Origin of the sequence: Rhodovibrio salinarum DSM 9154 (assembly GCF_000515255.1) — a bacterium.
GTDB classification, from domain to species: Bacteria; Pseudomonadota; Alphaproteobacteria; order Kiloniellales; family Rhodovibrionaceae; genus Rhodovibrio; species Rhodovibrio salinarum.
Genome location: NZ_KI911559.1, coordinates 2,354,315 through 2,376,941, shown reverse-complemented (window position 1 = coordinate 2,376,941; position 22,627 = coordinate 2,354,315). Strand labels below are relative to the sequence as shown.

General features: G+C 64.2%; 24 protein-coding genes. 11 read left to right on the top strand and 13 right to left on the bottom strand.

The genetic code is table 11. The features are described 5' to 3' along the window. Positions 1 to 5 precede the first annotated feature (5 nt). From RHOSA_RS0110975 to RHOSA_RS21955, 3 genes are read right to left on the bottom strand one after another with little or no spacing between them, the layout of a single operon-like run. Positions 6 to 1,127, bottom strand: coding sequence for an ABC transporter permease (locus tag RHOSA_RS0110975; protein WP_027288699.1), 1,122 nt, complete (start codon positions 1,125 to 1,127; stop codon positions 6 to 8). Beyond that, positions 1,124 to 2,851: an ATP-binding cassette domain-containing protein gene (locus RHOSA_RS0110970; protein ID WP_027288698.1), complete on the bottom strand. Its 1,728-nt coding sequence runs from the start codon at positions 2,849 to 2,851 to the stop codon at positions 1,124 to 1,126. Before RHOSA_RS0110970 ends, RHOSA_RS0110975 begins: the two co-directional genes overlap by 4 nt. Next, positions 2,848 to 3,858 carry an HlyD family secretion protein gene (locus RHOSA_RS21955; RefSeq protein WP_200372041.1) on the bottom strand — a complete coding sequence of 337 codons (1,011 nt, stop codon included), beginning with the start codon at positions 3,856 to 3,858 and terminating at the stop codon, positions 2,848 to 2,850. Before RHOSA_RS21955 ends, RHOSA_RS0110970 begins: the two co-directional genes overlap by 4 nt. A gap of 259 nt (positions 3,859 to 4,117) precedes the next feature. On the opposite strand from RHOSA_RS21955, the gene RHOSA_RS0110960 reads away from it, so the two are divergent. Then, positions 4,118 to 4,831: a ZIP family metal transporter gene (locus RHOSA_RS0110960; RefSeq protein ID WP_027288697.1), complete on the top strand. Its 714-nt coding sequence runs from the start codon at positions 4,118 to 4,120 to the stop codon at positions 4,829 to 4,831. Positions 4,832 to 5,223: 392 nt separating this feature from the next. Beyond that, positions 5,224 to 5,487, top strand: a complete 264-nt coding sequence (locus tag RHOSA_RS0110950; protein ID WP_027288696.1) for a hypothetical protein — start codon at positions 5,224 to 5,226, stop codon at positions 5,485 to 5,487. Positions 5,488 to 5,646: 159 nt separating this feature from the next. Here the strand turns inward: RHOSA_RS0110950 and RHOSA_RS0110945 are convergent, their stop codons facing one another. Continuing rightward, on the bottom strand, positions 5,647 to 6,138 hold the full coding sequence (locus RHOSA_RS0110945) for a hypothetical protein (protein WP_156092698.1): 492 nt from the start codon (positions 6,136 to 6,138) through the stop codon (positions 5,647 to 5,649). A gap of 334 nt (positions 6,139 to 6,472) precedes the next feature. Between RHOSA_RS0110945 and RHOSA_RS21950 the strand changes: the two genes are divergently transcribed. After that, a complete protein-coding gene (locus tag RHOSA_RS21950) occupies positions 6,473 to 8,128 on the top strand; it encodes a chloride channel protein (RefSeq protein ID WP_200372042.1) in 1,656 nt (551 codons plus the stop codon). Positions 8,129 to 8,584: 456 nt separating this feature from the next. Here the strand turns inward: RHOSA_RS21950 and RHOSA_RS0110935 are convergent, their stop codons facing one another. The 3 genes from RHOSA_RS0110935 to RHOSA_RS0110925 all read right to left on the bottom strand — a co-directional run bounded on the left by RHOSA_RS0110935 (position 8,585) and on the right by RHOSA_RS0110925 (position 11,193). Then, positions 8,585 to 9,949: a sensor histidine kinase gene (locus RHOSA_RS0110935; RefSeq protein WP_027288694.1), complete on the bottom strand. Its 1,365-nt coding sequence runs from the start codon at positions 9,947 to 9,949 to the stop codon at positions 8,585 to 8,587. Beyond that, positions 9,924 to 10,613, bottom strand: a complete 690-nt coding sequence (locus tag RHOSA_RS0110930; RefSeq protein ID WP_027288693.1) for a winged helix-turn-helix domain-containing protein — start codon at positions 10,611 to 10,613, stop codon at positions 9,924 to 9,926. The genes RHOSA_RS0110935 and RHOSA_RS0110930 overlap by 26 nt, the downstream gene beginning before the upstream one ends. Before the next feature lie 238 nt (positions 10,614 to 10,851). Beyond that, a complete protein-coding gene (locus RHOSA_RS0110925) occupies positions 10,852 to 11,193 on the bottom strand; it encodes a hypothetical protein (RefSeq protein ID WP_027288692.1) in 342 nt (113 codons plus the stop codon). A gap of 222 nt (positions 11,194 to 11,415) precedes the next feature. Here RHOSA_RS0110925 and RHOSA_RS0110920 point away from each other — a divergent pair, with 222 nt between their 5' ends. The 6 genes from RHOSA_RS0110920 to RHOSA_RS0110900 all read left to right on the top strand — a co-directional run bounded on the left by RHOSA_RS0110920 (position 11,416) and on the right by RHOSA_RS0110900 (position 15,411). After that, positions 11,416 to 12,864, top strand: a complete 1,449-nt coding sequence (locus RHOSA_RS0110920) for a TrkH family potassium uptake protein (RefSeq protein WP_027288691.1) — start codon at positions 11,416 to 11,418, stop codon at positions 12,862 to 12,864. Between the two features lie 196 nt (positions 12,865 to 13,060). Further along, positions 13,061 to 13,189 carry a hypothetical protein gene (locus tag RHOSA_RS25900; protein WP_276570058.1) on the top strand — a complete coding sequence of 43 codons (129 nt, stop codon included), beginning with the start codon at positions 13,061 to 13,063 and terminating at the stop codon, positions 13,187 to 13,189. Between the two features lie 3 nt (positions 13,190 to 13,192). After that, the gene (locus RHOSA_RS0110910) at positions 13,193 to 14,341 is read left to right on the top strand and encodes a D-alanyl-D-alanine carboxypeptidase family protein (protein WP_027288690.1); all 1,149 of its coding nucleotides are present in this window, start codon (positions 13,193 to 13,195) and stop codon (positions 14,339 to 14,341) included. 127 nt (positions 14,342 to 14,468) lie between these two features. Then, positions 14,469 to 14,756: a high-potential iron-sulfur protein gene (locus tag RHOSA_RS24755; RefSeq protein ID WP_081728660.1), complete on the top strand. Its 288-nt coding sequence runs from the start codon at positions 14,469 to 14,471 to the stop codon at positions 14,754 to 14,756. A 44-nt stretch (positions 14,757 to 14,800) separates the two neighbouring features. Continuing rightward, entirely contained in the window at positions 14,801 to 15,067 is a 267-nt protein-coding gene (locus tag RHOSA_RS24750) for a hypothetical protein (RefSeq protein WP_081728659.1), read from the top strand. Between the two features lie 74 nt (positions 15,068 to 15,141). Next, positions 15,142 to 15,411, top strand: coding sequence for a hypothetical protein (locus RHOSA_RS0110900; protein ID WP_027288688.1), 270 nt, complete (start codon positions 15,142 to 15,144; stop codon positions 15,409 to 15,411). Positions 15,412 to 15,433: 22 nt separating this feature from the next. Here the strand turns inward: RHOSA_RS0110900 and RHOSA_RS0110895 are convergent, their stop codons facing one another. Beyond that, positions 15,434 to 16,354: an AraC family transcriptional regulator gene (locus RHOSA_RS0110895; protein WP_037256098.1), complete on the bottom strand. Its 921-nt coding sequence runs from the start codon at positions 16,352 to 16,354 to the stop codon at positions 15,434 to 15,436. A 203-nt stretch (positions 16,355 to 16,557) separates the two neighbouring features. Between RHOSA_RS0110895 and RHOSA_RS0110890 the strand changes: the two genes are divergently transcribed. Then, positions 16,558 to 17,619, top strand: a complete 1,062-nt coding sequence (locus RHOSA_RS0110890; protein ID WP_027288686.1) for an NAD(P)-dependent alcohol dehydrogenase — start codon at positions 16,558 to 16,560, stop codon at positions 17,617 to 17,619. A 305-nt stretch (positions 17,620 to 17,924) separates the two neighbouring features. On the opposite strand, the gene RHOSA_RS0110885 is transcribed toward RHOSA_RS0110890, so the two are convergent. Both RHOSA_RS0110885 and RHOSA_RS0110880 read right to left on the bottom strand, forming a co-directional pair. Then, positions 17,925 to 18,872 (bottom strand): LysR family transcriptional regulator, encoded by a 948-nt coding sequence (locus RHOSA_RS0110885; protein ID WP_027288685.1) that lies wholly within the window; start codon positions 18,870 to 18,872, stop codon positions 17,925 to 17,927. A gap of 210 nt (positions 18,873 to 19,082) precedes the next feature. Further along, complete coding sequence (locus tag RHOSA_RS0110880) at positions 19,083 to 19,304, bottom strand: hypothetical protein (RefSeq protein ID WP_027288684.1); 222 nt, start codon at positions 19,302 to 19,304, stop codon at positions 19,083 to 19,085. Between the two features lie 226 nt (positions 19,305 to 19,530). Between RHOSA_RS0110880 and RHOSA_RS0110875 the strand changes: the two genes are divergently transcribed. Then, a complete protein-coding gene (locus tag RHOSA_RS0110875; RefSeq protein ID WP_027288683.1) occupies positions 19,531 to 20,544 on the top strand; it encodes a 1-aminocyclopropane-1-carboxylate deaminase in 1,014 nt (337 codons plus the stop codon). 223 nt (positions 20,545 to 20,767) lie between these two features. Here RHOSA_RS0110875 and ureG read toward each other — a convergent pair whose 3' ends face one another. From ureG to RHOSA_RS21945, 3 genes are read right to left on the bottom strand one after another with little or no spacing between them, the layout of a single operon-like run. Beyond that, a complete protein-coding gene (gene ureG, locus RHOSA_RS0110870; protein WP_027288682.1) occupies positions 20,768 to 21,397 on the bottom strand; it encodes an urease accessory protein UreG in 630 nt (209 codons plus the stop codon). Continuing rightward, positions 21,394 to 22,101, bottom strand: coding sequence for an urease accessory protein UreF (locus tag RHOSA_RS0110865; protein ID WP_244880630.1), 708 nt, complete (start codon positions 22,099 to 22,101; stop codon positions 21,394 to 21,396). Before RHOSA_RS0110865 ends, ureG begins: the two co-directional genes overlap by 4 nt. Further along, positions 22,098 to 22,613, bottom strand: a complete 516-nt coding sequence (locus RHOSA_RS21945) for an urease accessory protein UreE (RefSeq protein ID WP_156092696.1) — start codon at positions 22,611 to 22,613, stop codon at positions 22,098 to 22,100. Before RHOSA_RS21945 ends, RHOSA_RS0110865 begins: the two co-directional genes overlap by 4 nt. Positions 22,614 to 22,627 lie beyond the last annotated feature (14 nt).

Sequence of the window (22,627 nt, the reverse complement as noted above, 5' to 3'; positions counted from 1 at the left end):
CGCCGCTACTCCAGACTCTTGCGGGTGCGCAGCACGGCAATTCCGATCAGAAGCACCGCAAAGCCGGCAAGCGCAGCCAGGTTCGGCCAGATCAGCGGCCAAACGTTCCCGACCAGGAACAGGGTCTGCAGGATCGACACGAAATAGCGCGCGGAGACCAGGTAGGTGATCGCCTGCACCCAACCCGGCATCGCGGAGATGTCGAAGATGAAGCCCGAAAGCATGATCGCCGGCAGCATGGTCGCCATGATCGCGGCCTGGGCGGCGACGAACTGACTGCGTGTCAGGGTCGAGATGAACAGCCCCATGCCAAGCGCGTTCGCCATGAAGACGGCGGACGTCAGGATCAATAGACCCAACGACCCACGCAACGGCACCTCGAACAGCCAGACCGCCATGGCGACCGAGAGCGCCATGCCGCCCATACCAAGCACGAAATAGGGCAGCAGCTTGCCCAGCACGACCTCGCCGGGCCGCACGGGCGTGGCAAACAGCGCTTCCATCGTCCCGCGCTCCCACTCCCGCGCCATCACCAGCGCGGTCAGCAGCGCACCGATCAACGTCATGATGATCGCGACCAATCCGGGCACGATGAAGTCGCGGCTATCGACGCCCGGATTGTACCAGACGCGGCTTTGCAGCCGGAGCGTGCTTTTCGGCTCCGCGGGGTCTTCCAGCCGGCGCTGGCGCAGCCAGTTCTCCCAAGCGCCTTGCAGATAGCCCTGGAGAATGCGCCCACGGTTCGGATTGACCCCATCGACGATCACCTGGATCGCCGCCGAAGCCGGCCCATGCAGGCGTTCGGCGAAGTCCTGACGCAGGACGACGATGCCATCGACCCGCCCGGCGAGCAGTGCGCGGTTCGCCGCCGGGCGTTGGTGCACGACCGTGGGCACGAAATAGGACGAGTTCGTCAGCGAGGCCAGAAAGTCATTCGCCGCTGGCGTTTGCTCTTCCATCACAACGGCAAGGGGCACACGGCGGGCATCCAGCGAGACGCCGTAGCCGAACAGGAACAGCAAGACCACTGGCAGCACGAACGCGATCGCAACCGACGAGGGATCGCGCAGAATCTGCCAAGCCTCCTTCCGAACCAGCCCCCAGATGCGCCCAGCCGCGCCGGTCATGTGCCGCCCCCCGCCTGCCCACGCGATTGCGCTTGAACCAGGGCGACAAAGGCATCGTCCAGGCTGGCCTCGCGGCTGCCCGCGTACGTTTCCTTCAGATGATCGGGCGTTCCGGTTGCGATCAGGCGGCCCTGGTACATGATGGCGAGCCGGTCGCAATACTCGGCCTCGTCCAGAAAGTGCGAGGTGACCAGGACCGTTACGCCCTGCTCCGCCATCGCGGCGATCCGGGCCCAGAATTCGCGCCGGGTCAGCGGGTCGACACCGCTGGTCGGCTCATCCAGAAACAGGATCGCCGGCCGATGCATCACAGCACAGGCCAAAGCAAGGCGCTGCTTGTAGCCAAGCGGCAATGCGCCCGCATTGGTCGTGCTCAGCGGCTCTAACGCGAAGCTTTCAAGCGCATCCGCGATCGCCCGTCGGGCGGTCCGGCCTGCAAGGCCATAGACGCCGGCAAAGAACGCGAGGTTCTGCCGCACCGACAGATCGCCGTAGAGGGAGAAGCGCTGGCTCATGTAGCCCAGCTTGGCCCGTGCGGCCGCGCGGGCATGTCCCAGGTCGTAGCCCGCAACCCGCGCCTGCCCGTCGCTGGCGGCCAATAGACCGCACAGCATGCGGAAGGTCGTCGACTTGCCGGCGCCATTGGGGCCGAGCAGGCCAAAGATTTCGCCGGCGGCAACCTCGAAGGAAACACGGTCAACGGCCGTGAAGTCACCGAAGCGCTTGACCAGATCCCGTGCGGCGATGACCGGACCGTCGCCCACGAATGCGGCGGCGGTTTCCGGAACCTTTGGGGTCCCCGGCGGGTGATCGTCGCCGGCCTGCGCCCGCAGCCGCGCGACGAAGGCATCCTCAAAACGCGGCGTGACCAGCTCGGGCGCGCCGACCGCCCCCAGATCGGCTGTTGTCGGGGGCTCAGCACCCGCGGCCAATAGCAGACGCAGCGTGCGCCCCTGGATCTGGGAATCGAGCACGCCAGGCGCCCGCAGCGCGCGCGCCTGCACCTCCCGGCGGCCCCGTTCGGGTAACGCAACCCGCCAACACCGCCCCTGTACCTCGGCCAGGAAATCATCTGGCGGACCGCGTGCGATGAGCTGCCCGTGATCCAGGATCCAGACGTCGTCGCAACGCTCGGCCTCGTCCAGATAGGCGGTCGACCACATTACCGCCATGCCGTCTTGGGCAACTGCGCGCACCATGTCCCACAGCTCGCGGCGCGACAGCGGATCGACGCCGACGCTGGGCTCGTCGAGCAGCAGAACCTTAGGGCGACGTATTAACACACAGGCAAGCCCCAGCTTCTGCTTCATGCCACCGGATAGCTGGCCCGCCAACCGGTCGGTAAACGGCCCCAAACCGGTGAAAGATAAGAGCTGGTCGAACCGCTCGGCCCGCGCCTGTTTCTGAACGCCTTGCAGATCAGCGTAGAGATCGAGGTTCTGCTGCACGCTCAAGTCGGTGTAGAGGCCAAACTGCTGGGGCATATAGCCCAAGGTACCGAGCGGGGTCGGATGCGCCGTACCCGCGATCCGGATCGTCCCCGAACTCGGGCTTAGAAGGCCCGCGAGGAGACGCATCAAAGTGGTCTTGCCCGCGCCGTCGGGGCCGATCACCCCGGTAATCTGCCCGGTCTTCGCCTGCGCTGTCAGCGCGGCAAGCGCTGGATCGCCGCGCTGACCGAAGCGCTTCTCAAGGCCATCGACCGAGAGCGCAGCAGCACTCATGCGTCGCCCGGCCGGCCCGCGCCCTCAGCGTCGACATGCACCGTCACCGGCATGCCCTGGCGCAAGCCCTCGTCCGGCGCGTCGACGAGCACACGCACCCGATAGACGAGATCCGTACGCAGCTCGGGAGTCTCGACGCTCTTGGGCGTAAATTCCGCAGTTGGCGAGATATAGCCGATCCGCCCCTGGTAGCGTTTGTCCGGGAAGCTGTCGGTCGTGACCGTCACGGCCATACCGGGCTCGATCCGGCCAAGGTTCATCTCGCCGACGTAGGTGCGCACCCGTACCGGCCGACGTACCGCCAGGGTCAATACGGGTGTGGTCGGCCCTACCGTGGCGCCCGGCTCGCGGATACGGGTCAAAATCGTGCCTGAGGTCGGCGCAAGCAGACTGGTTTTATCCTGCCGCTCCCGGGCCAGGCGCAAGGTCGCCCGGTCGAACGCCAGCTGCGCCTCGGCGGCGCGGATCTTCTCAGTACGCGGTCCCTTTACTGCAAGCTCCAACTCCGCCCGGTTCTGCGCCAGAACCGCCTTGGCTTCATCGTAGGCGCGCTGGGCTTCGTCGAACGCCTGCTCCGAGACGTTGTCGGTTGCCAGCAGCTTGCGCCGGCGCGCCAAAGTGGACTCGGTCTCCTGCACCCGCGCCTCGGCCTGCTGGACCGCCGCCCGGGCGCGCGCGATCTCTTCCTGCCGCGTGCCCGCATGCAGTTCGTCCAGTTGCGCTTCGCTCTTCGCAACCCGTGCCTCGGCAGCGGCGACGAGGTCGTCGTACATCGCGCCATCCAAGCGAGCGAGCAACTGGTCCGCCGCGACCGTATCGCCTTCCTCTACCAAGACCTCGGCGATCTTGCCTTCGGCGTTGAACGCCAGATCGACCTGGCGAATATCAACGTTGCCATAAAGCGTCAGCGAGTCGGATTTCGCCGCCGGCCAATAGGTCGACCACGCCCAATAACCACCCCCGACAAGGCCGGCGCAAACGATCAGGAGGGCGAGTATCTTCGGCATGCGCATTCGGTGTACCGATCCCTCGATGGAAATCACACTGCCCGCAGTCTGACGGCCACCAACCGCTTTGCAAGGGTCTGGACGGTAAACAGCGTTTGCACTTTTCTCACGCCAGCCTTGCGTTCTATGCGATCCGGATGCTTTTGGTGCGGCTCCGCCTGGCCGCGCACGATCGTGGGCAGCGACCGGAGGCTGGACGACGGGCCGTCGCGCGCCGTAGGGCATGTAGAGCCGTACACTCGCGAGGGAGACCGCAGGGGTGACCAACCTGGAGCAGGCGCTACTGTTTGCAACGATCGCCGGAGCCGCGATGCCGCTGGGCGCGCTGGCGGCCGTGCGTGAGCGCCTTCAGTCCGATTGGCTGGAAGCAGAATTCCGGCACAGCGTGATCGCTTTCGGGGGCGGGGTCTTGCTGGCTGCGATCGCGCTCGTGCTCGTGCCCGAAGGGGTCCGGGATCTACCGCCCTGGGCGTGCCTGGCAGCTTTCGCCGCAGGGGGTATTATCGCCTTCATAGCCGACCGGGCGATCGAACGCCGCGGCGGTGCGGCGGCGCAGTTGATGGCGATGCTGCTGGACTTCGTGCCGGAAGCGCTCGCCATGGGCGCGATGCTGGCGCAACGCAGCCAAGCCGGGGTACTGCTGGCCCTGCTGATCGGACTGCAAAACCTGCCCGAGGGATTCAACGCCTACCGCGAACTGCAGGCCACGCGTCGACATAATCCCGCAATGCTGATCGCCGCGTTCGTGCTGCTGGTGCCGCTCGGTCCCGCGGCAGCCTGGATCGGCATGACCGTGCTGGAAGCACACCCATACGCGTTATCCATGATCATGCTGTTCGCTGCGGGCGGCATCCTTTACCTGACCTTCCAGGACATCGCCCCGCAGGTCCGCCTCGACCGGCATTGGGCCCCGCCGTTGGGGGCGGTCGGCGGCTTCCTGCTCGGCCTCGCCGGTAGCTTCATCGTGGCGTGAGATGAACGCGAATTCAGCCTGCCTTTAGCCGACCGTAGGCTTTGGATCGATAGCCTCGCAAACGCTCGGCTTCGCGCCGGGTGCATCGTCTGCCCCTCGGGATGGAACCGCTGTGAGCCACCCTGGCCCGCAGCGGTTTCACCCTGCTCTTGGGTCGGGCCGGCGGCCCGCTGACCTCCCAGGGTCGCCGGCCCATTGAAGACCGGACCGCGCTGCCGCGGCGCAGCCTCCGGACAGCTCCATCGTTTGCGAGGTAATACTCTTGTCCTGGAAGTGGCTTCTTCTCGGCCTGCCCACCGCGGGCGCCCTCAAGTTCGTCGACCCGCGTGTAGCGGCCGTACTGGCACTGGTAACGGTCCTCTCGCTCTTCCTGGCAGCGGTCTTCCATAGCGATGCGAGCTGACCTCGACGACAAAGCCACGGTCGACGTGTCGCTCGCGCGGCTGCGCCCGATCGTCCGGGCGCTTGCCGCATTGGCGCGGCGTATCGGGCGGTTCGTACTCTTGCTGCTGGCTGTTGGGCTAATCGCCGGCGGAATCGGGGCCGGTGCCCACTGGCTCGGCTTCCAGACGAGCACGGCAAAGCTGCTACGCATGCTGCTGTTGCTCGGATACGCGGGTGTGGCGGTGTTCTTCGTTGCCCGCAAAGCGCGCTGACGCCCGGCATCCGAACCGGATGAAGAATTTGTAACACCTCTGAATCAGGGGTGATGTGCTTTTTTCGGTCGCGCGTTTCAGTCTGCCGGACGATCCGGAGCACGCATGCCATCCCAACAGATCAACCCGACGGATCGGCCAGCCCGCCGAAGGTCGGGGCTATCCGCAACGATACGCGTAGCGCAGTCCGTCCTCCGGAAGCTCCAGACTCAGATTGCGAATTCGCCGCTCGAGGCCGACGACGTGAACCCGCAGCGCGGATTTGCCGTCAAGTTCGACCATGACGTCGCCGTCCTGGATACGATACCGCGCGCCATAGCGGCGTTCGCTTCCGGCATAGACATGCACCCCGCCGTCTTCGAACAGCACGGAAGGATGGCAGGGCGCAGGAACGAACTCCGGGCCGACGCGTTGCTCGGCGCGGAACAACGCCCAGCGCCCGGCAAGGAATTCCGGCACGCGGGGACGCCAGGTCCGGTAACCCCGAATCTCGGCAACATCGCGCATGAACTCGGCAAAGCTCTCGCGGCCCCGGATCGTATCCAGATAGGTCGCGGGATCACTGTCACGCATCCGGCTCAACCGCTGTTCGGCGCGGTGCTGTTCGTACACGAGAACGCCCAGGTAAACCGCGCACAGACCGAACAGCACCGCCGTCCACAACAAGGTGCGGCGGGAGAGAAGTTGATGGAGTCCACTGAAATGCATCTGTGCGCGGTATCCGTTCGGGTTCGCAGCGCCGCCAGTCCTAGCTTTGACGGCTATCTCGTTCCCAAATCAACAGTCATCAACTGACATGACGAAAATTTAACCAGCCCTCATGAAAACAAAACAGTCTCAGGTAAATCTCGTAACCTTATCGCTGATTGCTGTCCTTGTCGGCGTCGTAACCGGTGTTGGCGCAATCTTTTTTCGTCTTCTAATCGCGTTGATCCATAACTGGTTCTTTCTCGGCGAGCTATCGGTTTTTGAGGACAGCGCGGCGATGACGCCGGTCGGCGCTTGGGGCCCCTGGATTATTCTGGCCCCTGTGATCGGCGGTATGGGCGTGGTGTTCCTGGTTAATACCTTCGCCCCCGAGGCGCGCGGCCACGGCGTGCCCGAGGTGATGGACGCGATCTACTACAAGGAAGGCAAAATTCGCCCGGTCGTGGCGGTGGTGAAATCGCTCGCGTCCGCTCTATCGATCGGCTCCGGTGCCGCCGTCGGGCGCGAGGGACCGATCATCCAGATCGGCTCGTCGTTCGGCTCCAGTTTCGCCCAGGCCATCGGCCTGGCCGCCTGGCAACGGGTCACGCTGATCGCCTGCGGCGCGGGCGCAGGCATCGCCGCGACCTTCAACACACCGCTGGGCGGGGTGATGTTCGCCATCGAGCTGATGATGCCGGAAGTCTCGAGCCGGACTTTCCTGCCAGTCGTTCTGGCGACCGGCACCGCCACCTATGTCGGGCGCCTGTTCTTCGGCATCGAACCGGCCTTCGTTGTCTCGCTCGCCTCGATGCCGGATGTGGAACCGCTCAACTGGATGCGCTTGGGCGGCTTCGTCATGCTCGGCCTGGCCTGCGGGCTCGGATCGTTCGTGTTCGTCCGACTGCTCGCCGTGTTGGAAGAGCAGTTCCCGCGGCTGCCGGTTAATCCCTACATCCAGCATGCCCTCGGCATGGGCCTGGTGGGCGTCATGATGTACACCTTCTCGCAGGTCTACGGTCATTATTTCGTCGAGGGCGTCGGCTACGCCACGATCCAGGGCATCCTGGACGGCCACTTCACGACGATCGGCCTGCTGATGCTGCTGTTCGTCGGCAAGCTGCTGGCCACGACGATCAGTCTGGGCTCTGGCGCGTCCGGCGGGATCTTTTCGCCGTCACTCTTCCTTGGCAGCACCCTGGGCGGCCTAATGGGTGCCGGTCTGACGCAGCTATTCCCTGAAGCTGGCTTTACCATCCCCGAATTCGCGATGGTTGGTATGTCCGGCGTTGTCGGCGGGGCCACAGGCGCGGCGATGACCGCGATCGTGATGATTTTCGAGATGACGCGGGACTACAACATCATCGTCCCGATGATCGTCGCCACAGCGTTGGCAATCGGCGTGCGCCGCGTGCTGTCGCCGGAGAACATCTACACCATCAAGCTCGCCGCACGCGGACGCTACATACCCAAGGAACGCCACACCAACATGTTCCTGGTCCGCCATGCCCACGAGGTGATGGAAACACATCTGGCGTTCTTGCCAGCGGACATGGATGCCAAGACAGCCTCCGACACGCTGGACGAAATGGACCCCTACCCCGCTTTCGTGATCCTGCACGAGGGCGACCACATCGCTGGCGTGCTCCCGTCCCACGCGGTCTATGACGTGGCGCAACATGGCAGCGCGTCTGCCTATGTCGATCATAGTCAGGGGCATCACCACGGCTACGGCCGCACCAAGGATTCCCGCGGACATGACCTGCCGGCGGAGGCCTTCGTGCTGGCCCGTCCGGACGACATCCTGCACGACGTGATGCGTCGATTGGGTCGTGGGGCTGCGCGTCTGGCACTGGTGATCGACACCGAGGGCGTGCCACGCACTCACGACGTACGTGGCGTGATCTCCCTGGACGATGTCGGGCACGAGGTGCTGCGGCACTTTCAGGGATGAGGCCCGCACGAAAGACGCCGGTATGAATAAACCTTCATGCGCCGTGCAGAACGACTTAACCGCCTGCTCGGTAAATATGGAGGCGCTGACGGCGGGACGGGCCGGTCAGGACAGGGTTCGGGCACTGTGTAAGGCACCCGGGCTCTTGCCCAGCCGGCTTGTACCCGGAGAACCGTCGGGTGAGCGTAGTGTGCGGTGGTCCCACGCCCGTAAGGACGTGGTGCCCGTGTCCAGCCGCCTGCGCCTGCGCCGCCGACGCTTCTGACCCGGTCCGCGACGCAGTTTGACGCGGTTTCCGACGGTCTCCCGACGTCCCGTCGTCAGCATGCAGCCCCACGTGCCCGGCGGGCATGGTCCCCCAAAGATGCCACGGCGGCACAGGGGCTGAAGAAGCAAGGCGATCTGCTCTCGTCTGGCCGGCGGCCCCTTCCTATGGGCCGTCGGCCCCCTCCGCTCTCAGCCGAACCGCAGGCGCACGACCAACCCGGGCGCATTATCCGACAGCTCGATCTCGGCCTCGTGCAGCCGGGCCACCGCTGCGACCAGGCTGAGCCCCAGGCCACTGCCAGCCGCGCTACGGCTGTGCTCAAGACGCGAGAAGCGCTTCAGGACCTCCGCACGCTTGTCCGCTGGAATGCCTGGACCGCTATCGCTCACGCACAAATCGACCTTGCCGTCGTGCTGTTGGTTGGTCACGACGATCACGCCGCCACTGGGCGTATACTTGATCGCGTTATCGATCAGATTGGCGAGTGCCTGCGACAGCAGATGGGCATTGCCGTCGATCCACACATCAGACGCCGTCCGCTTGGACAGGGTGACATCCAATTCCTCGGCCAGCGGCTCGTACAAATCCACCACATCGTCGACGACCGCGGTCAGATCGACCTGCTCGAACTGATCGCGCAGCGCGCCAGATTCCGCGAGCGCGATGTCCAGCAGCGCGTTGAAGGTGTTCAGAATTTGATCCGCCTCACCGATCGCGTCCTGGATCGCATCGCGATACGCCTCGGTATCACGGTCGGACAGCAGCGTGACCTCAAGTCGACTACGCAGGCGCGAGATCGGAGTGCGCAGGTCATGCGCGATGTTGTCGCTGACCGAGCGCATGCTGGCGATCAGCTGTTCGATCTGGTCCAGCATGCGGTTCAGGTTGCCGGCCAAGCGGTCGAACTCGTCGTCACTGCCGTCAAGCGGCACACGGTGGCTAAGATCGCCTTCCAGAATCTGCTGGCTGGTCCGGTTCACCCGATCGATCCGGCCGAGCAGCCAACGGCTCATGAACAATCCGCCGGCGCCGCCGAACATCACTGTCAGCCCAAGGGCACCGAGCAGCGCCTCCGAGATCAAGGTACGGAATTCGCTGCGTTCGGTCATGTCGCGGCCGACCAGCAGGTGATAATCGTCGCTGAGGGTGTAGGTGCGCGCCCGGGCCACCTGCATGTGTCCGCCGCCATGTAGCCCCTGGATGGGAAACTGGTACCAGTCCGCCACCCCGCGCGCCTGTTCCGGCCACTGGGGAAGATTGCCCGCAACACGCTGATATTGCTCATCTGCCAGCAGATAGATGCCGATCTCCCCAATGCCTGATCGGCTGCGGTCTGTGACGATCCGTTCCAGGCCGGGCAACCCGCCGTCTTCATACTGCTCGACCAAGCCAAGCGCTTCCGCCCGGATCGTTTCATCCGTCTGGTGCGTGATGACCTGAACGGTCGTCAGATAGACGAACGCCAACAGCCCGGCCGATGACAGACCGAACAGCAGGAAGTAGATCAGGGTGAGCCGAAAGGTGGAGCTACGAAGCAGCCGATTGAGGCGCACGTAAACAGTACCCCGCGCCGCGGATGGTATGGAGCAACGGCGTATCGAAATCCTTATCGAGCTTACGGCGTAGCCGGCTGATGTGAACGTCGATCACGTTGGTCTGCGGATCGAAATGGTAGTTCCAGACGTGCTCCAGCAGCATCGTGCGGGTCACCACCTGGTCGGCATGGCGCATCAGGTATTCGAGGATACGGAACTCGCGCGGTTGCAGATCGATCGCCCGGCCATCGCGATGCACGGTACGTGCCAGCAGGTCCATCTGCAGCTCTCCGACACGCAACATCGTCTCGGCCGGTGCCGCCTGTCCACGGCGCAGCAGCGCCTCCAGTCTTGCGAGCAGTTCCGAGAAGGCAAAGGGTTTCGGCAGGTAGTCGTCCGCCCCGCTGCGCAGCCCCCGCACCCGTTCGTCCACCTTGGTGACGGCGGTCAACAGCATGATCGGACAGTCGTTGCCGTTCTGCCGGAGCGACTGCACGATCGACAGCCCATCGATCGTCGGCAGCATCCGGTCGATGATCATGGCATCGAACGACTCGTTAGCGGCCAGAAACAGTCCGTCAGATCCCTCGTCGGCGACATCGACGGCGTAACCGCTCTCACGCAGGCCCTTCGCCAGATAACTGGCCGCCTCGGCGTCATCTTCAATGACAAGTATGCGCATTCTCGAACACTCTGACCTCGAGAAACGGCCGCAATCGACCGTTCTCTGGAACGATATAGGTAAGCGGCGCCAGCCGCCGAGATATCGCCACAGTACACTAGACTGATTTCACCCGCACGCGAACCGTGGACACGGCTCACATGCGGGAATTCAAGAGGCGGCAGCCGTGGGACCGGCTAACATGGCGCAACCGGAACCGACGCCAGCCTGAACAAAACCTGACTGGGCGGCCCCTCTGCTACAGCACCAATGTATCGTGTTCGTTCGAAATTAGCCGAAGCTCCTCGTCGCTCAGCTGATCCTTGTTCACGACCGTGCCGTGGTGGATGACGATTCTGTTCCCATCCTTGCAGAGTTGTAGGTTGCGCTCGGGCCGGTCACTGTGCTCTTGCGACCACTTGGTCAGCACCTGTCGCAAGGAGTCTCCTTGCATCACGGTGTCCCCCGTATCCGCGTCCTTGATTTCGTAGCGTCTTGGCATCACGAACTCCTCTTGTTGCGGACGCATCTCAACCGTCAGATTAAGCTGCTTCCACTGCAAGACGAGGCTTTCAGCGCCAGCGCTATCAAGGCCGCCCATGCCATTAAATTTTCTTCATTGCTGACAGGATAAGCTGGAACACGAGCACTATCTTCTGCAAGCCGACAAGGGCTGACCTGCGGCAAGCTGCTAACGCAAGATAACCGCACGGGAAGCGACATCGCCGTGCGCATGCTTCACACCCCTTCCTGACCCAGCGGGTCTCCGACCGCCTCCAAGCGGCGGCTTCCCGCTTCGTATACCAACTTCTGGACCGCCTGGATGCCACGTCTCCAACCCGTCGGGTTTCTGATCAGCCTGCTTCTGGCAAGCTTGTCCGTGGCGATGCTGATCCCTGCGGCGGTTGATCTCGCCTATGGCAACCCGGACTGGCACAGCTTCCTGGTCGCCGCTGCGGTGACGTTGTCGGTGGCCGGCATGGGCGGACTTACGACACGCGGCGGACCGCTCGAGATCGGAGTGCGACAGGCATTCGTCCTAACCGCCACGGCCTGGATCGCGACCGCCGTGTTCGCGGCCCTGCCGCTCAGCTTCTCCTCGCTCGGGCTGAGCTACACCGATGCCCTGTTCGAAGCGATGTCGGGGCTGACCACGACCGGATCGACGGTACTGACCGGCCTCGACACCATGCCGCCCGGCCTTCTGCTCTGGCGCTCGCTGCTGCAATGGATGGGCGGGATCGGCATCATCGTGCTGGGGATGGCGATCCTCCCCTTCCTGCGGGTCGGGGGGATGCAGTTGTTCCACACCGAGTCCTCCGACCGTTCGGACAAGGTTCTGCCGCGCCCAGGCCAAATTGCCACAGCGATCGGCTCGGTCTACCTCGCACTTACCGCGGCCTGCACCTTGGCCTATATCGCCGCCGGCATGAGCGGGTTCGACGCCATCAATCATGCCATGACAACGGTCGCGACCGGCGGCTATTCGACCTCCGACGGGTCGCTCGGCACCTGGCGGGAACCGGCAGTCCACTGGATCGCGACGGTGTTCATGCTGGCCGGCAGCCTGCCATTCGCACTTTATGTCCGCACGCTCCAGCGCCGGCCCGACAGCCTGTTCCGCGACAGTCAGGTGCGCGTCTTCCTGGCCGTGCTGGCCGCGATCGTGGCGGGACTAGCGCTCTGGCTTTCCGCCTCCGGTCAGGCGAGCGGCATGGATGCGGTACGGCTTGCCGCCTTCAACGTCGTGTCTGTGGCGACCACGACCGGCTACGCCGTTGCCGATTACGGCCAGTGGGGCGGCTTCGCGGTGGCACTTTTCTTCGTGCTGACCTTCGTTGGCGGCTGCACCGGATCGACCGCCGGCGGGATCAAGATCTTCCGGTTCGAGATCCTGGTGCGCATGGTCTCCCGGCTGATGGCTGGACTGCAGACTCCCCACCGCATCTACCCCCTGACCTATCGCTCGGTGCCGCTGAGCGACGACGTCACCACCGGCGTGATCGCTTTCTTTACCTTCTTCATCGGTACCTTTGGGATTCTGGCGCTCGCACTTGGCTTCTTCGGTATGGATTTCACGACCGCCCTCAGCGGTGCCGCCACGGCGATCGCCAACGTCGGACCGGGGCTGGGCGAACGGATCGGCCCGGCGGGCAACTTCGCAGACCTCCCCGACACGGTGAAATGGCTGCTCGCCGCCGGCATGCTGATCGGCCGGCTCGAGGTGTTCACCCTGTTCGTTCTGTTCACCCCCGCTTTTTGGCGCGCCTAGGCACACCGCTTCTGTCTTGCCGCCGGATGAACAAATCGTAACGCAACACCACCGGTCCGCTCTGCAAAAGTTTGTTGTTGGGAATACCGGCTATGCCGGGCGGCGCTGAGGATCCCGGCTGACCACGCGGTCCCGGTCGGTTTCGAGCCGACGGGGACCGCGTGCGCCGTGCATCGAAGGGAAGGATCGAAAAGGTATGCTCGAGGACGAGAACCGCAACCCAACCAAGGTGTTCGGCAAGGTCGAGTGGCCGCTCGCCCTGTTGTTCTCGACCGTCCCGTTGCTGATCGTGGTCGCGTTGCTCAAGACCGGTGCGGTGCTCTAGGGGATGTGCCAACGCCTGGTCGTACGGATCGCGGCGCTTGCCCTGGCCGCGCTGACCCTTGCCGCTGTGCCCGGCCCGGCCCGGGCAATCGAAACGAATGCGCGTGAGGCGGTTGTACTGGACTACGCGACCGGCACGGTGCTGTTCGCCAAGCACGCGCGCCGGCCGATGCCGCCGGCTTCGATGACCAAGTTGATGACCGCCTACGTCGTCTTCGACCGGTTGAGCGCCGGTGAGTTGACGATGCAGGACACCTTCCGCGTCTCCGAAAAGGCTTGGCGCAAGGGTGGCTCCAAGATGTTCGTCGAAGTCGGCAAGGAGGTCTCGGTCGAAAACCTGCTGCAGGGCATGCTGGTGCAGTCTGGCAACGACGCCGCGATCGTACTCGCCGAAGGGGTGGCCGGCAGCGAAGCCGCCTTCACCGATCTAATGAACGCTGCCGCCAAGCGGCTCAACATGCCGGGGACGCATTTCGCCAACGCTAACGGCTGGCCGAACCCCAAGCACCGGACCAGCGCGCTCGGTCTGGCCCGATTAGCGCGCGCGATCATCCAACGCTTTCCGGACTATTATCACCGTTTCTTCTCCCAGCGGAGCTTCACCTGGAACGGTATCCGACAGGCCAACCGGAACCCACTGCTGGGCAAACTGCAGGGCGTCGACGGACTGAAGACCGGCTATACGCGCAACGCCGGCTATGGCCTGACCGCTTCGGCCGAGCGCAATGGACGCCGGGTCATCACGGTGGTCAACGGCCTTAAGCGCCCCGAAGGGCGTGGCCGGGAGAGTGCACGCCTGATCTCCTGGGCCTTCCGCACGTTCAAGTCGCTGAGACTGTTCGCGGTAGGCGAAACCGTTGACCGCGCGTCGGTTTGGATGGGCGCGCAAGCCAGCATCCCGCTGGTCAGCCGCCAGCCCGTCTGGGCCGTAGTGCCCACTGAACGGCTGGACGAGCTCATGGTGCGGGTGCGCTACGAGTCCCCCATCCCGGCCCCTGTCGACCGCGATACACAATTAGCCACACTGGAAATCGAGGTGCCCGGCCGAGACGCACGGCAGATTCCTCTCTTTGCCAGCAAGCGAGTCGAGGAGGTCGGGACGCTCGGACGCGTGGTGAGCAGTCTCCAATACCTCTTGACCGGATTTCCCTAAGACATGGCCGCCGGTAGCCGTGCCTTGCCCGCCATGCTTAGGGCCGATCTTCCGGCATATGCCGGAACACGGCGGCTTCGCCGCCCCAGCAATAAGACAAACAGTTTGCATATGAGGAGTGAAGACAATGAAAAAAGAGATTCCGACCAGCCGCCGTAAATTCTTAAGTACTGCCGGCACAGCGCTCGCGGCGCTCGGCGGCGCAGTGGTCCTGGCGCGCAGCAAGCCGGCACGGGCCCAGAAGGCACCGAAGCAATCTGTTCAGTATCAGGAAGAACCAAAACAGAACAGCAAGTGCGCTAACTGCAATTTCTTCATTCAACCAGAATCCGGCGAAGAGATGGGAAGCTGCCAGATCGTTGCCGGCAAGATCTCGCCGAACGGATGGTGCAATCTCTGGTCCGCGGCGAGCTGAGCCGGAGACCCGTCATCCCTGCCTAACTCAATGAGGACACCGTCGTGGTCCGCCCCCAGGATCTCAAGACTTTGGCCCGTGCCGGCGCTCTCCAGGCCGTGGTCGTGGAGGCGGTACGTTGCCATTGGTATATCCGTGTCAGGGTTGGCCACGGCGGTTGTCTCGTCTGTACGCCCGACCAGTATCCCTTGGCCTTTACCCAGCTTGATGCCGCAGGTCGGTTCTTGAGCGATCACGGGATCAAAAGCTGGTCGGTCGATGCCCGGGACTGGGCTTCTGCACCGGAGGTGCAAGACGAAAGCCAAAACTAGTGCGTTCCACGGCCGCGCCACCCATCGGCGACCGTTTTTGTCATTGATGACGCTATTGATCAGGAAGACACCCAATGCCCAATGCCCAAACGGCGACGCCTCGCGCCAACGGCGAAATCCACCTCGCCGTCTGGTCCGCCACCATCGCCATCTCGGTCGAGATCTTCACCTGCCTGTTCGGCTTCGTCTGGTCGTTGGGCCGGATGATCTTCGATCTATCGGACGCAGTCGCCATGATCGAAGCCAGTGGAACTGCGCTTCTGACGCTCGTCCTCGCGGTCCTGATGGCCCGCATGTTCTACCGTCACGAACGTGAGGGAGCCGGCGCCCAACAGCCGACGTAATCATGCCGATCGGCGCCTTCCCTTATGAGGCGGCCTCAACGATTTCCGGCTCCTGCCGTTCGCGCGAGGGCGGCATGCCAAAGGTCCGTTTGTAGTCGCGGCTGAACTGGGGAACGCTACGGTAGCCCACCGCCCCAGCGGCGCGATGCACTGTCTGCCCGTCCTGGCACAGCAGCAGACGTGCTTTGATCAGGCGCAACTTCTTCAAGTACTGTAGCGGCGTCGTGCCCGCGACCGCCCGGAAGTGGTGATGGAAAGAGGACACGCTCATGTAGGCCCGGCCTGCCAGCGCCTCCACCGACAGATCGCGATTGTAGGCCTCGTGCATGAACGACAGCGCCTGCACGATGCGTGCATAGTTACCTTCGCCGAACACCAGCGCCCGTAACGCGGGCCCTTGGGCGCCCTGGAGCGCCGCGAAGATCACGTCGCGAATGCGGGCTTCGCCCATGGCTCGGGCCTCCACCGGGTCGTGCAGCGCCCGCAGCAGCCGCGCGACGGCCCCGTGCATCTCCTCGCTCATTGTCACCGCGGCCATCGGCGACAGCATTGCCTGATCTTGCGACTCGTCAACCGGCCCGCCCGCCGACGCCAGTTCATTCAGCATCGCCGGGTCGATCCGCACCGATACGCCGAGCAGCGGTGCATCGGACGAGGCGCGCGTTTCGCATTCAAACGGCAACGGCAACGTCTGCACCAGATAGGTCCCAGGCCCGTAACGAATCGTCCGCTCGCCCAGGTAGCCAAGCTTTCCGCCCTGCGCCACGACGATGATACTGGGTTCGTAGAGCAACGGCGTGCGCGGAATCGGCCGATGGCTGGCCATCAGCCGGACGCCGTCGAGTGAGGTGTCGGCGTAACCGTCTGCCCGCACCAGTGGCGCGATCAGGTCCGCCAGATCGCTGGCCGCCGGCCTGGTCCGGGGATGTTGCACGCGCTCCATGCCACCTCCTGCTGCCCCATCCGAATGTGGGTTGCGGATTTTCGGTCAGCTTATCCGATCCGCCAGGCCATCTGTCACGGTCTTTCTTGCAGAATTTGGCAAACCTTCGCCACGATCCGCCATGGTGCAGCGCAGCAGACGGAGCCATCTGTCTATCTGGCGACAACCGTCCGCCAACGAAACCAAGCAAGGAGACTTCTGCGATGAGCGAAGCCCACGGCTATGCCGCGCGGTCGCCTGAGTCTGGCCTGGCGCCGATCAACTTCGAGCGCCGCGACCTGCGAGCCGATGACGTCGCGATCGAGATCGACTACTGCGGCGTCTGCCACACCGATATCCACTTCGTGCAGAACGACTGGGGCGGCACGATCTACCCGGTCGTGCCAGGCCACGAAATCGTCGGTCGGGTGACCGCGGTTGGCAGCTCGGTCAGCAACTTCCAGCCCGGCGATCGTGTCGGCGTCGGCTGCATGGTCGATTCCTGCCGCGAGTGTTCCGCTTGCGAGCAAGGGCTGGAGCAGTACTGCCAGGAAGGCCCTGTGGTGACCTACAACGGGCACGACCGCCATGACGGATCGGTCACCTTCGGCGGCTACTCCGACAGCATCGTCGTCAGCGACCGTTTCGTCGTGCGTGTACCCGATCAGCTCGATATGGCACAGGCCGCACCGCTGCTATGTGCCGGCATCACCACCTACTCCCCGCTGCGCCACTATGGCGTCAAACCGGGCCACAAGGTTGGCGTCGTCGGTATGGGCGGCCTTGGCCATATGGGCATCAAGTTCGCCAAGGCCCTAGGCGCCGAGGTCACGATGTTCACCCGCTCCGAAAGCAAGGCCGGCGAGGCCCGCCGCCAGGGCGCTGACCACGTCGTGATCTCGACCGATGAAGATCAGATGGCCAACGCGGCTGGGACGCTGGACTTCATCCTGGATACTGTCCCGGTCCAACACGACCTGAACCCCTATCTGCAGGCCCTGACCTACGACGGCACGCACATTCTAGTGGGCCTGCTCGAGCCTGTGGACCCCCCGCTGCAGGCCGGCGCCCTCGTGACCCAGCGGCGCGTGCTGGCCGGTTCGTTGATCGGCGGGATGCCAGAGACGCAGGAAGTCCTCGACTTCTGCGCCGAGCATGGCGTCACCTGCGATATCGAGATGCTCGACATCAACAACATCAACGACGCCTATGAGCGGGTGAAGCGCGGCGACGTGAAGTATCGCTTCGTCATCGACATGGCGACGCTGAAATCAACCGCGACGTAAGCCCTGCGTGCCCGGAAGCGTCCCCATCAAGATCGGGGATTCGGGCTTCGCGGGCCGACGCGGTGGATTATGACCCATTGGTCAAAAAAAACGGGGCCACGCAGAATGCTCTGCGTGGCCCAAAGTCTGGGGAGGTAACCGCTCATAGAGCGCGTTAACAACACGACGACGGTCATCGCCGTGCTGTATTGACCCTGATACAGGTGCCCTCACACCGCAACAATTCACGCTTTGTCTCTAAGTCAAACCCCATGTGCCGTATGGGACAATGCTTAGGGGTCGCAAGCACCCAAGCAGCAGCAGCCTCAGGTTGTTTTCTGTTTCACGGGTGTTTTCGTATCGGGCATCGCCTCCCAGGTGTGGGGATTTGCCCGCCCGACGAACCGTTCAGCCAAGTAATCGATGAATACCCGAGTTTTGGGCGCTAGGTTACGTCGGTTGGCAAAGATCGCCGTAATGCTACCGGCCTCCTGGACGTAATCCGGCAAAAGCCGAACAAGCCGGCCCGACTGCAGGTCATTGTCGATCAAATAGGTCGACAAGCGCGCAACCCCCAGACCCGCGAGCGCTGCGTGGTAGATCGCGTCCGCGCTATTGGCCCGCAAGTTGCCGTCGACGTGCAACGTCTGTTCGCTGTCCGGGCCAAACACCCAGTCGTTCCAAGACGACACGGTCGTCAGGCCAAGGCAGTTGTGATGCACGAGGTCCGCCGGCGTCTCCGGCCGGCCATAGCGCTCGATGTAGGAGGGGGCGGCACAAATCACACGCTCGTTCGGAAGCAGCTTCCGGGTGATCGCATCGGGATCATCGATCTGCTCGCCGAACCGAATCGCTACGTCGACCTGATCCGTCGCAAGATCGACGTGCCGATCCGTCAGCTCAAGGTCCATACGCAGGTCGGGATAGGCCTCCAGAAACGCAGGCAGGACCGGCAAAAGCTGGGCCTTGCCGAAGGCAACCGTCGACACCACCCGTAGCGTGCCGCGCACCTCGCCCAGGCCGGCGAGCAATTCCTCGGCGGCGTGCACCTCCTCGGCCACGGTGCGGCAGCGTTCGTGGAACGCCTCGCCTTCGCCCGTCAGAACGATGCCGTTCTGACTCCGGTGGAGCAGCCGCAATCCGATTTGGTCTTCGAGATGCCCGATCTGCCGGCTCACGGCCGATGGCGTATGGCCGAGCGACCGGGCGGCCGCCGAGAAGCTGCCGGTCTCGACGACGCGCGCGAACAGAATCATTTGGCTGGGCAGATCCATGGCAGCCCCCTCTTGTTGCACTGCAACAAGCCTACGCGACACCGCGTAGATGGGAAAGCATGGCTGCACGAATAGCACCAGCCAAGGTGCCTGGCTTCGACCCAGAAGCATCCACTGCAGGCGCGAGCGCCCTAAGCGTTAATCGTCCTCTCCTGCATCGAAGCCAGGGAGAGCTCACGGGCAAAGCGAAGATACCTTACCCGAGCCACCCTAGTGTCCGGTGCGGGCAATCTGCGGTCGGCGTGCGATGCGCCGGGTCAAACCGTGCACCAAGCCGTCAACCGCCCTGGATAGGTGCTTAAGGCCGCGCCGCAGCATGAAAGCGACGAAGATCGCCCGTTGCTGACGGCCGCGTCGAATGTGCCGGGCGATTTCCACGGGCGTCGGCTGACGGCTCACGAAGGTCTCAGACATATGGGCCTTACGGGTCATCACAGACCTCCTTGCAGGTTTTGAACAGCCCTAATGCTGCACTGCAATATACCCTCAACCTGCCGAATCCGGGAGCCGCCGTGACGGCAAAAGGGTCTTGCGTAACAGGCAAGGCATTCGATCCAGCACAGAGATTTGGCATTCGCTGCGCGATCCGATTACCGTCTTCTGCGTGACAGCACCCGCCCAGAAGTCCGCCCCCCTTAAACCGCAGGGAAATACCGAGATGCTGGATTCCTTCGACCGCTACCCGTTGACCTTCGGACCGAGCCCGATCGAGCCCCTGAACCGGCTGAGCGCGGAACTGGGCGGAAACGTTGAGCTGTACGCCAAGCGCGAAGATTGCAATTCCGGGCTCGCCTTCGGCGGCAACAAGCTGCGCAAGCTGGAGTACATCGTTCCGGACATCCTTGCCTCTGGCGCGGACACGCTGGTGAGCATCGGCGGCATCCAATCCAACCACACCCGACAGGTCGCGGCCGTCGCCGCGAAGCTCGGGCTTAAGTGCCGCTTGGTTCAGGAGGATTGGGTCCCCTATCCCGACGCCGTTTATGACCGCGTCGGCAACATTCTGATGAGCCGGCTGATGGGCGCCGACGTGGAGCTTTGGAACCGGGGCTTCGATATCGGCATCCGCGAAAGCTGGGAAGCGGCGATCGAGGACGTCAAGGCCAACGGGGGCACGCCGTACGCAATCCCGGCCGGCGCATCGGTCCACCGCCTGGGCGGTCTTGGCTACGTCGGCTTCGCCGAAGAAGTGCGCGCGCAAGAGCGTAAACTCGGTATCCAGTTCGACTACATCGTTGTGTGCACGGTGACCGGCTCCACGCACGCGGGCATGGTGGTTGGCTTCGCCGCCGACGGTCGCCAACGTCAGGTGATCGGCATCGACGCGTCCGCAACACCGGACCAAGCGCGCAACCAGGTACTCGATATCGCCCGCAATACGGGCGATCTGGTCGGACTATCCCACGCGATCGAGGCCGAGGATGTCGTGCTCATGGAAGATTACGCCTATCCCCGCTACGGCATCCCGTCGCAGGAAACGAACGACGCCATCCGCCTGTGCGCCAGAACGGAAGGCATGATGACGGACCCGGTCTACGAGGGGAAATCGATGCAGGGCCTGATCGATCTGGTCCGGCAGGGGCATTTCCCCACTGGCTCGCGTGTCCTCTATGCCCACCTCGGCGGCGTACCCGCCATCAACGCGTACAGCTTCCAGTACCGCGACGGCTGACCGCCGGTTGCCGGCGCTCACGCCTGCCCCGCTTCCGCGTCGCTTAGGGTACGCGCCTGCTCCAGGGTGAGCCGTACAAGCTTGCCGCCGTCCAGATACACCAGCCGCTTGCATCTCTCGGACCTGTCGCTGCCGCACCGCAGCAGCCGGAACCCTAGATGCGCTGCACCGCACAAATGTAACAAGCGCATACCTGATGCGCAAGAACATCATGGAAGACACTTCAAGCCGCCGTGGACGCATCCAATCCACCTTCTGTCACCAGGAAGGTCGTGACGGTCGATAGCCCCTGACCGCTGCGCAGATCGGTGAAGACGAACGGCCGGTCGCCGCGCATCTTGCGCGCGTCCCGGTCCATGACGTCGAGGTCGGCGCCAACCTGATCGGCGATGTCGATCTTGTTAATGATCAAAAGGTCGGAGCGGGTGATCCCCGGCCCCCCCTTGCGGGGGATCTTGTCGCCAGCGGAGACGTCGATGACGTAAAGCGTCAGGTCGGCCAGTTCGGGCGAGAAGGTGGCGGCCAGATTGTCGCCACCGCTCTCGATCAGGATCAGGTCCAAGTCCGGATAGGCCCCGGTCAGCTCCTCGATCGCGGCGAGGTTGATCGAGGCATCCTCCCGGATCGCGGTGTGCGGGCAGCCGCCAGTCTCCACCCCGCGCACGCGCGCGCTGTCGAGCGCGCCCGAGCGCATCAGGAACTGCGCGTCCTCCTGGGTGTAGATATCGTTGGTGACGACGGCGAGCGAATAGCTCGGCTGCAGCTGCCGGCACAGCGCCTCGACGAGCGCGGTCTTGCCGGAGCCGACCGGCCCGCCGATGCCGACCCTGAGCGGTCCGTGATGCGCGGTCATGAACGGAACAACCTCGTGTACTGGGTTTCGTGATGGATAGAGAGCAGCTCCGCCATCGGGACGGCCGTGGCGACCTCCTCCAGCGGCGTCGCCTGCGCGGCGGCAGCGGTGGCTTCCAGCGTCGGCGTCAGTTCGGCAAGCACGGTCTGACCGGCGTTCTGGCCGATCGGGAGGATACGCAGCGCCGCCGACACTAGGTTCCCGGCGAACGCACCGAGGTAAGCGGTCAGCGTCGCCGGCAACGGCACCCCATGCCCGGCCGCCGCACTTCCGACAGCCACCGGATAGGCGACCGGCCCATCGCTGATCGCCGCCAACCGGTCGAGCGCATCACACGGCCAGGCCGCGCGCGTCTGGCGCAGAAAGGCACGCCCTTGAGCCTGCGTTTCCAGCATCAGTTCGGCAGAGGGCTGAAACGCCAAAGCCAGCTCATGCACCGCGCGCAACGCGGACTCGTCGCTCTCGGCGGCGGCTGCGTGCGCGTGCGCTAGGAACGCGCCATCGCTGACCCCGGCCCCGTCGAGCAACAGGCGTTCCAGCCAGCTTCGCAAGGCGGCCGCGGTTTCCAGCTGCCCGGCGTCCCCCGCGGCCTCCAGACCGTGGCTGAAGCTGTAGGCACCAACCGGGTAAGCCTGCGACAGCCAGGCCGTCAGGCGCAGCAAACCCGACTGATTCAAACCGTTCATGCCGACCGGGGTCGTCACGGCGCCGCCTCCGGCCCGTCGGCCAACGGGTCCACGTCGTTGGCCCGGACGTGGCTGTGGCTATGGCCGTGGGCGTAAGCCCCCGGCTCCGGCGTAAAGGGCACGCGGATATGCACCACCTCCGCACCCTGCCCGGCCAGCATGTCGGCCAGCACGCTGTCATCCAGCACGCGCAACGCGTTCGGCAGGATCTGGCAAGCGGTGTGTCGGTTCCCAACGTGCCACGCCAGCCGTGCCAAGGCCTGCGGATCGCCTGTGCGGGCCTCGACCACCGGTTCGACCGCCGCACGCACCGCGATCCAGCGCCCGTCCTCGAGCGCCAGCCCGTCACCCTCGGCCAGCAGGCGCGCGCGCGGCAGGTCGAGCAGCAGGCGCGTGCCGTCATCTGCCTTCAAGCGTCGGCGCCGCAGATGCCGATCGGCATAGACAAGCGTGAGCGACGCGACTGCCGCATCCGCCGGCCAGCCGCCGGACTCGACGACCCGTGTGGCCCTTGGCAGTTCGCTGGTCATGCGAACGCTCCCGT

Excerpts from the sequence above, each read along its gene's own strand:
- RHOSA_RS0110975 (WP_027288699.1), bottom strand. The coding sequence starts at position 1,127 with ATGACCGGCGCGGCTGGGCGCATCTGGGGGCTGGTTCGGAAGGAGGCT.
- RHOSA_RS0110970 (WP_027288698.1), bottom strand. The coding sequence starts at position 2,851 with ATGAGTGCTGCTGCGCTCTCGGTCGATGGCCTTGAGAAGCGCTTCGGT.
- RHOSA_RS21955 (WP_200372041.1), bottom strand. The coding sequence starts at position 3,858 with ATGCCGAAGATACTCGCCCTCCTGATCGTTTGCGCCGGCCTTGTCGGG.
- RHOSA_RS0110950 (WP_027288696.1), top strand. The coding sequence starts at position 5,224 with ATGCGAGCTGACCTCGACGACAAAGCCACGGTCGACGTGTCGCTCGCG.
- RHOSA_RS21950 (WP_200372042.1), top strand. The coding sequence starts at position 6,473 with ATGACGCCGGTCGGCGCTTGGGGCCCCTGGATTATTCTGGCCCCTGTG.
- RHOSA_RS0110930 (WP_027288693.1), bottom strand. The coding sequence starts at position 10,613 with ATGCGCATACTTGTCATTGAAGATGACGCCGAGGCGGCCAGTTATCTG.
- RHOSA_RS0110925 (WP_027288692.1), bottom strand. The coding sequence starts at position 11,193 with ATGGGCGGCCTTGATAGCGCTGGCGCTGAAAGCCTCGTCTTGCAGTGG.
- RHOSA_RS0110920 (WP_027288691.1), top strand. The coding sequence starts at position 11,416 with ATGCCACGTCTCCAACCCGTCGGGTTTCTGATCAGCCTGCTTCTGGCA.
- RHOSA_RS25900 (WP_276570058.1), top strand. The coding sequence starts at position 13,061 with ATGCTCGAGGACGAGAACCGCAACCCAACCAAGGTGTTCGGCAAGGTC.
- RHOSA_RS0110910 (WP_027288690.1), top strand. The coding sequence starts at position 13,193 with ATGTGCCAACGCCTGGTCGTACGGATCGCGGCGCTTGCCCTGGCCGCG.
- RHOSA_RS24755 (WP_081728660.1), top strand. The coding sequence starts at position 14,469 with ATGAAAAAAGAGATTCCGACCAGCCGCCGTAAATTCTTAAGTACTGCC.
- RHOSA_RS0110900 (WP_027288688.1), top strand. The coding sequence starts at position 15,142 with ATGCCCAATGCCCAAACGGCGACGCCTCGCGCCAACGGCGAAATCCAC.
- RHOSA_RS0110895 (WP_037256098.1), bottom strand. The coding sequence starts at position 16,354 with ATGGAGCGCGTGCAACATCCCCGGACCAGGCCGGCGGCCAGCGATCTG.
- RHOSA_RS0110890 (WP_027288686.1), top strand. The coding sequence starts at position 16,558 with ATGAGCGAAGCCCACGGCTATGCCGCGCGGTCGCCTGAGTCTGGCCTG.
- RHOSA_RS0110885 (WP_027288685.1), bottom strand. The coding sequence starts at position 18,872 with ATGGATCTGCCCAGCCAAATGATTCTGTTCGCGCGCGTCGTCGAGACC.
- RHOSA_RS0110880 (WP_027288684.1), bottom strand. The coding sequence starts at position 19,304 with ATGACCCGTAAGGCCCATATGTCTGAGACCTTCGTGAGCCGTCAGCCG.
- RHOSA_RS0110875 (WP_027288683.1), top strand. The coding sequence starts at position 19,531 with ATGCTGGATTCCTTCGACCGCTACCCGTTGACCTTCGGACCGAGCCCG.
- ureG (WP_027288682.1), bottom strand. The coding sequence starts at position 21,397 with ATGACCGCGCATCACGGACCGCTCAGGGTCGGCATCGGCGGGCCGGTC.
- RHOSA_RS21945 (WP_156092696.1), bottom strand. The coding sequence starts at position 22,613 with ATGACCAGCGAACTGCCAAGGGCCACACGGGTCGTCGAGTCCGGCGGC.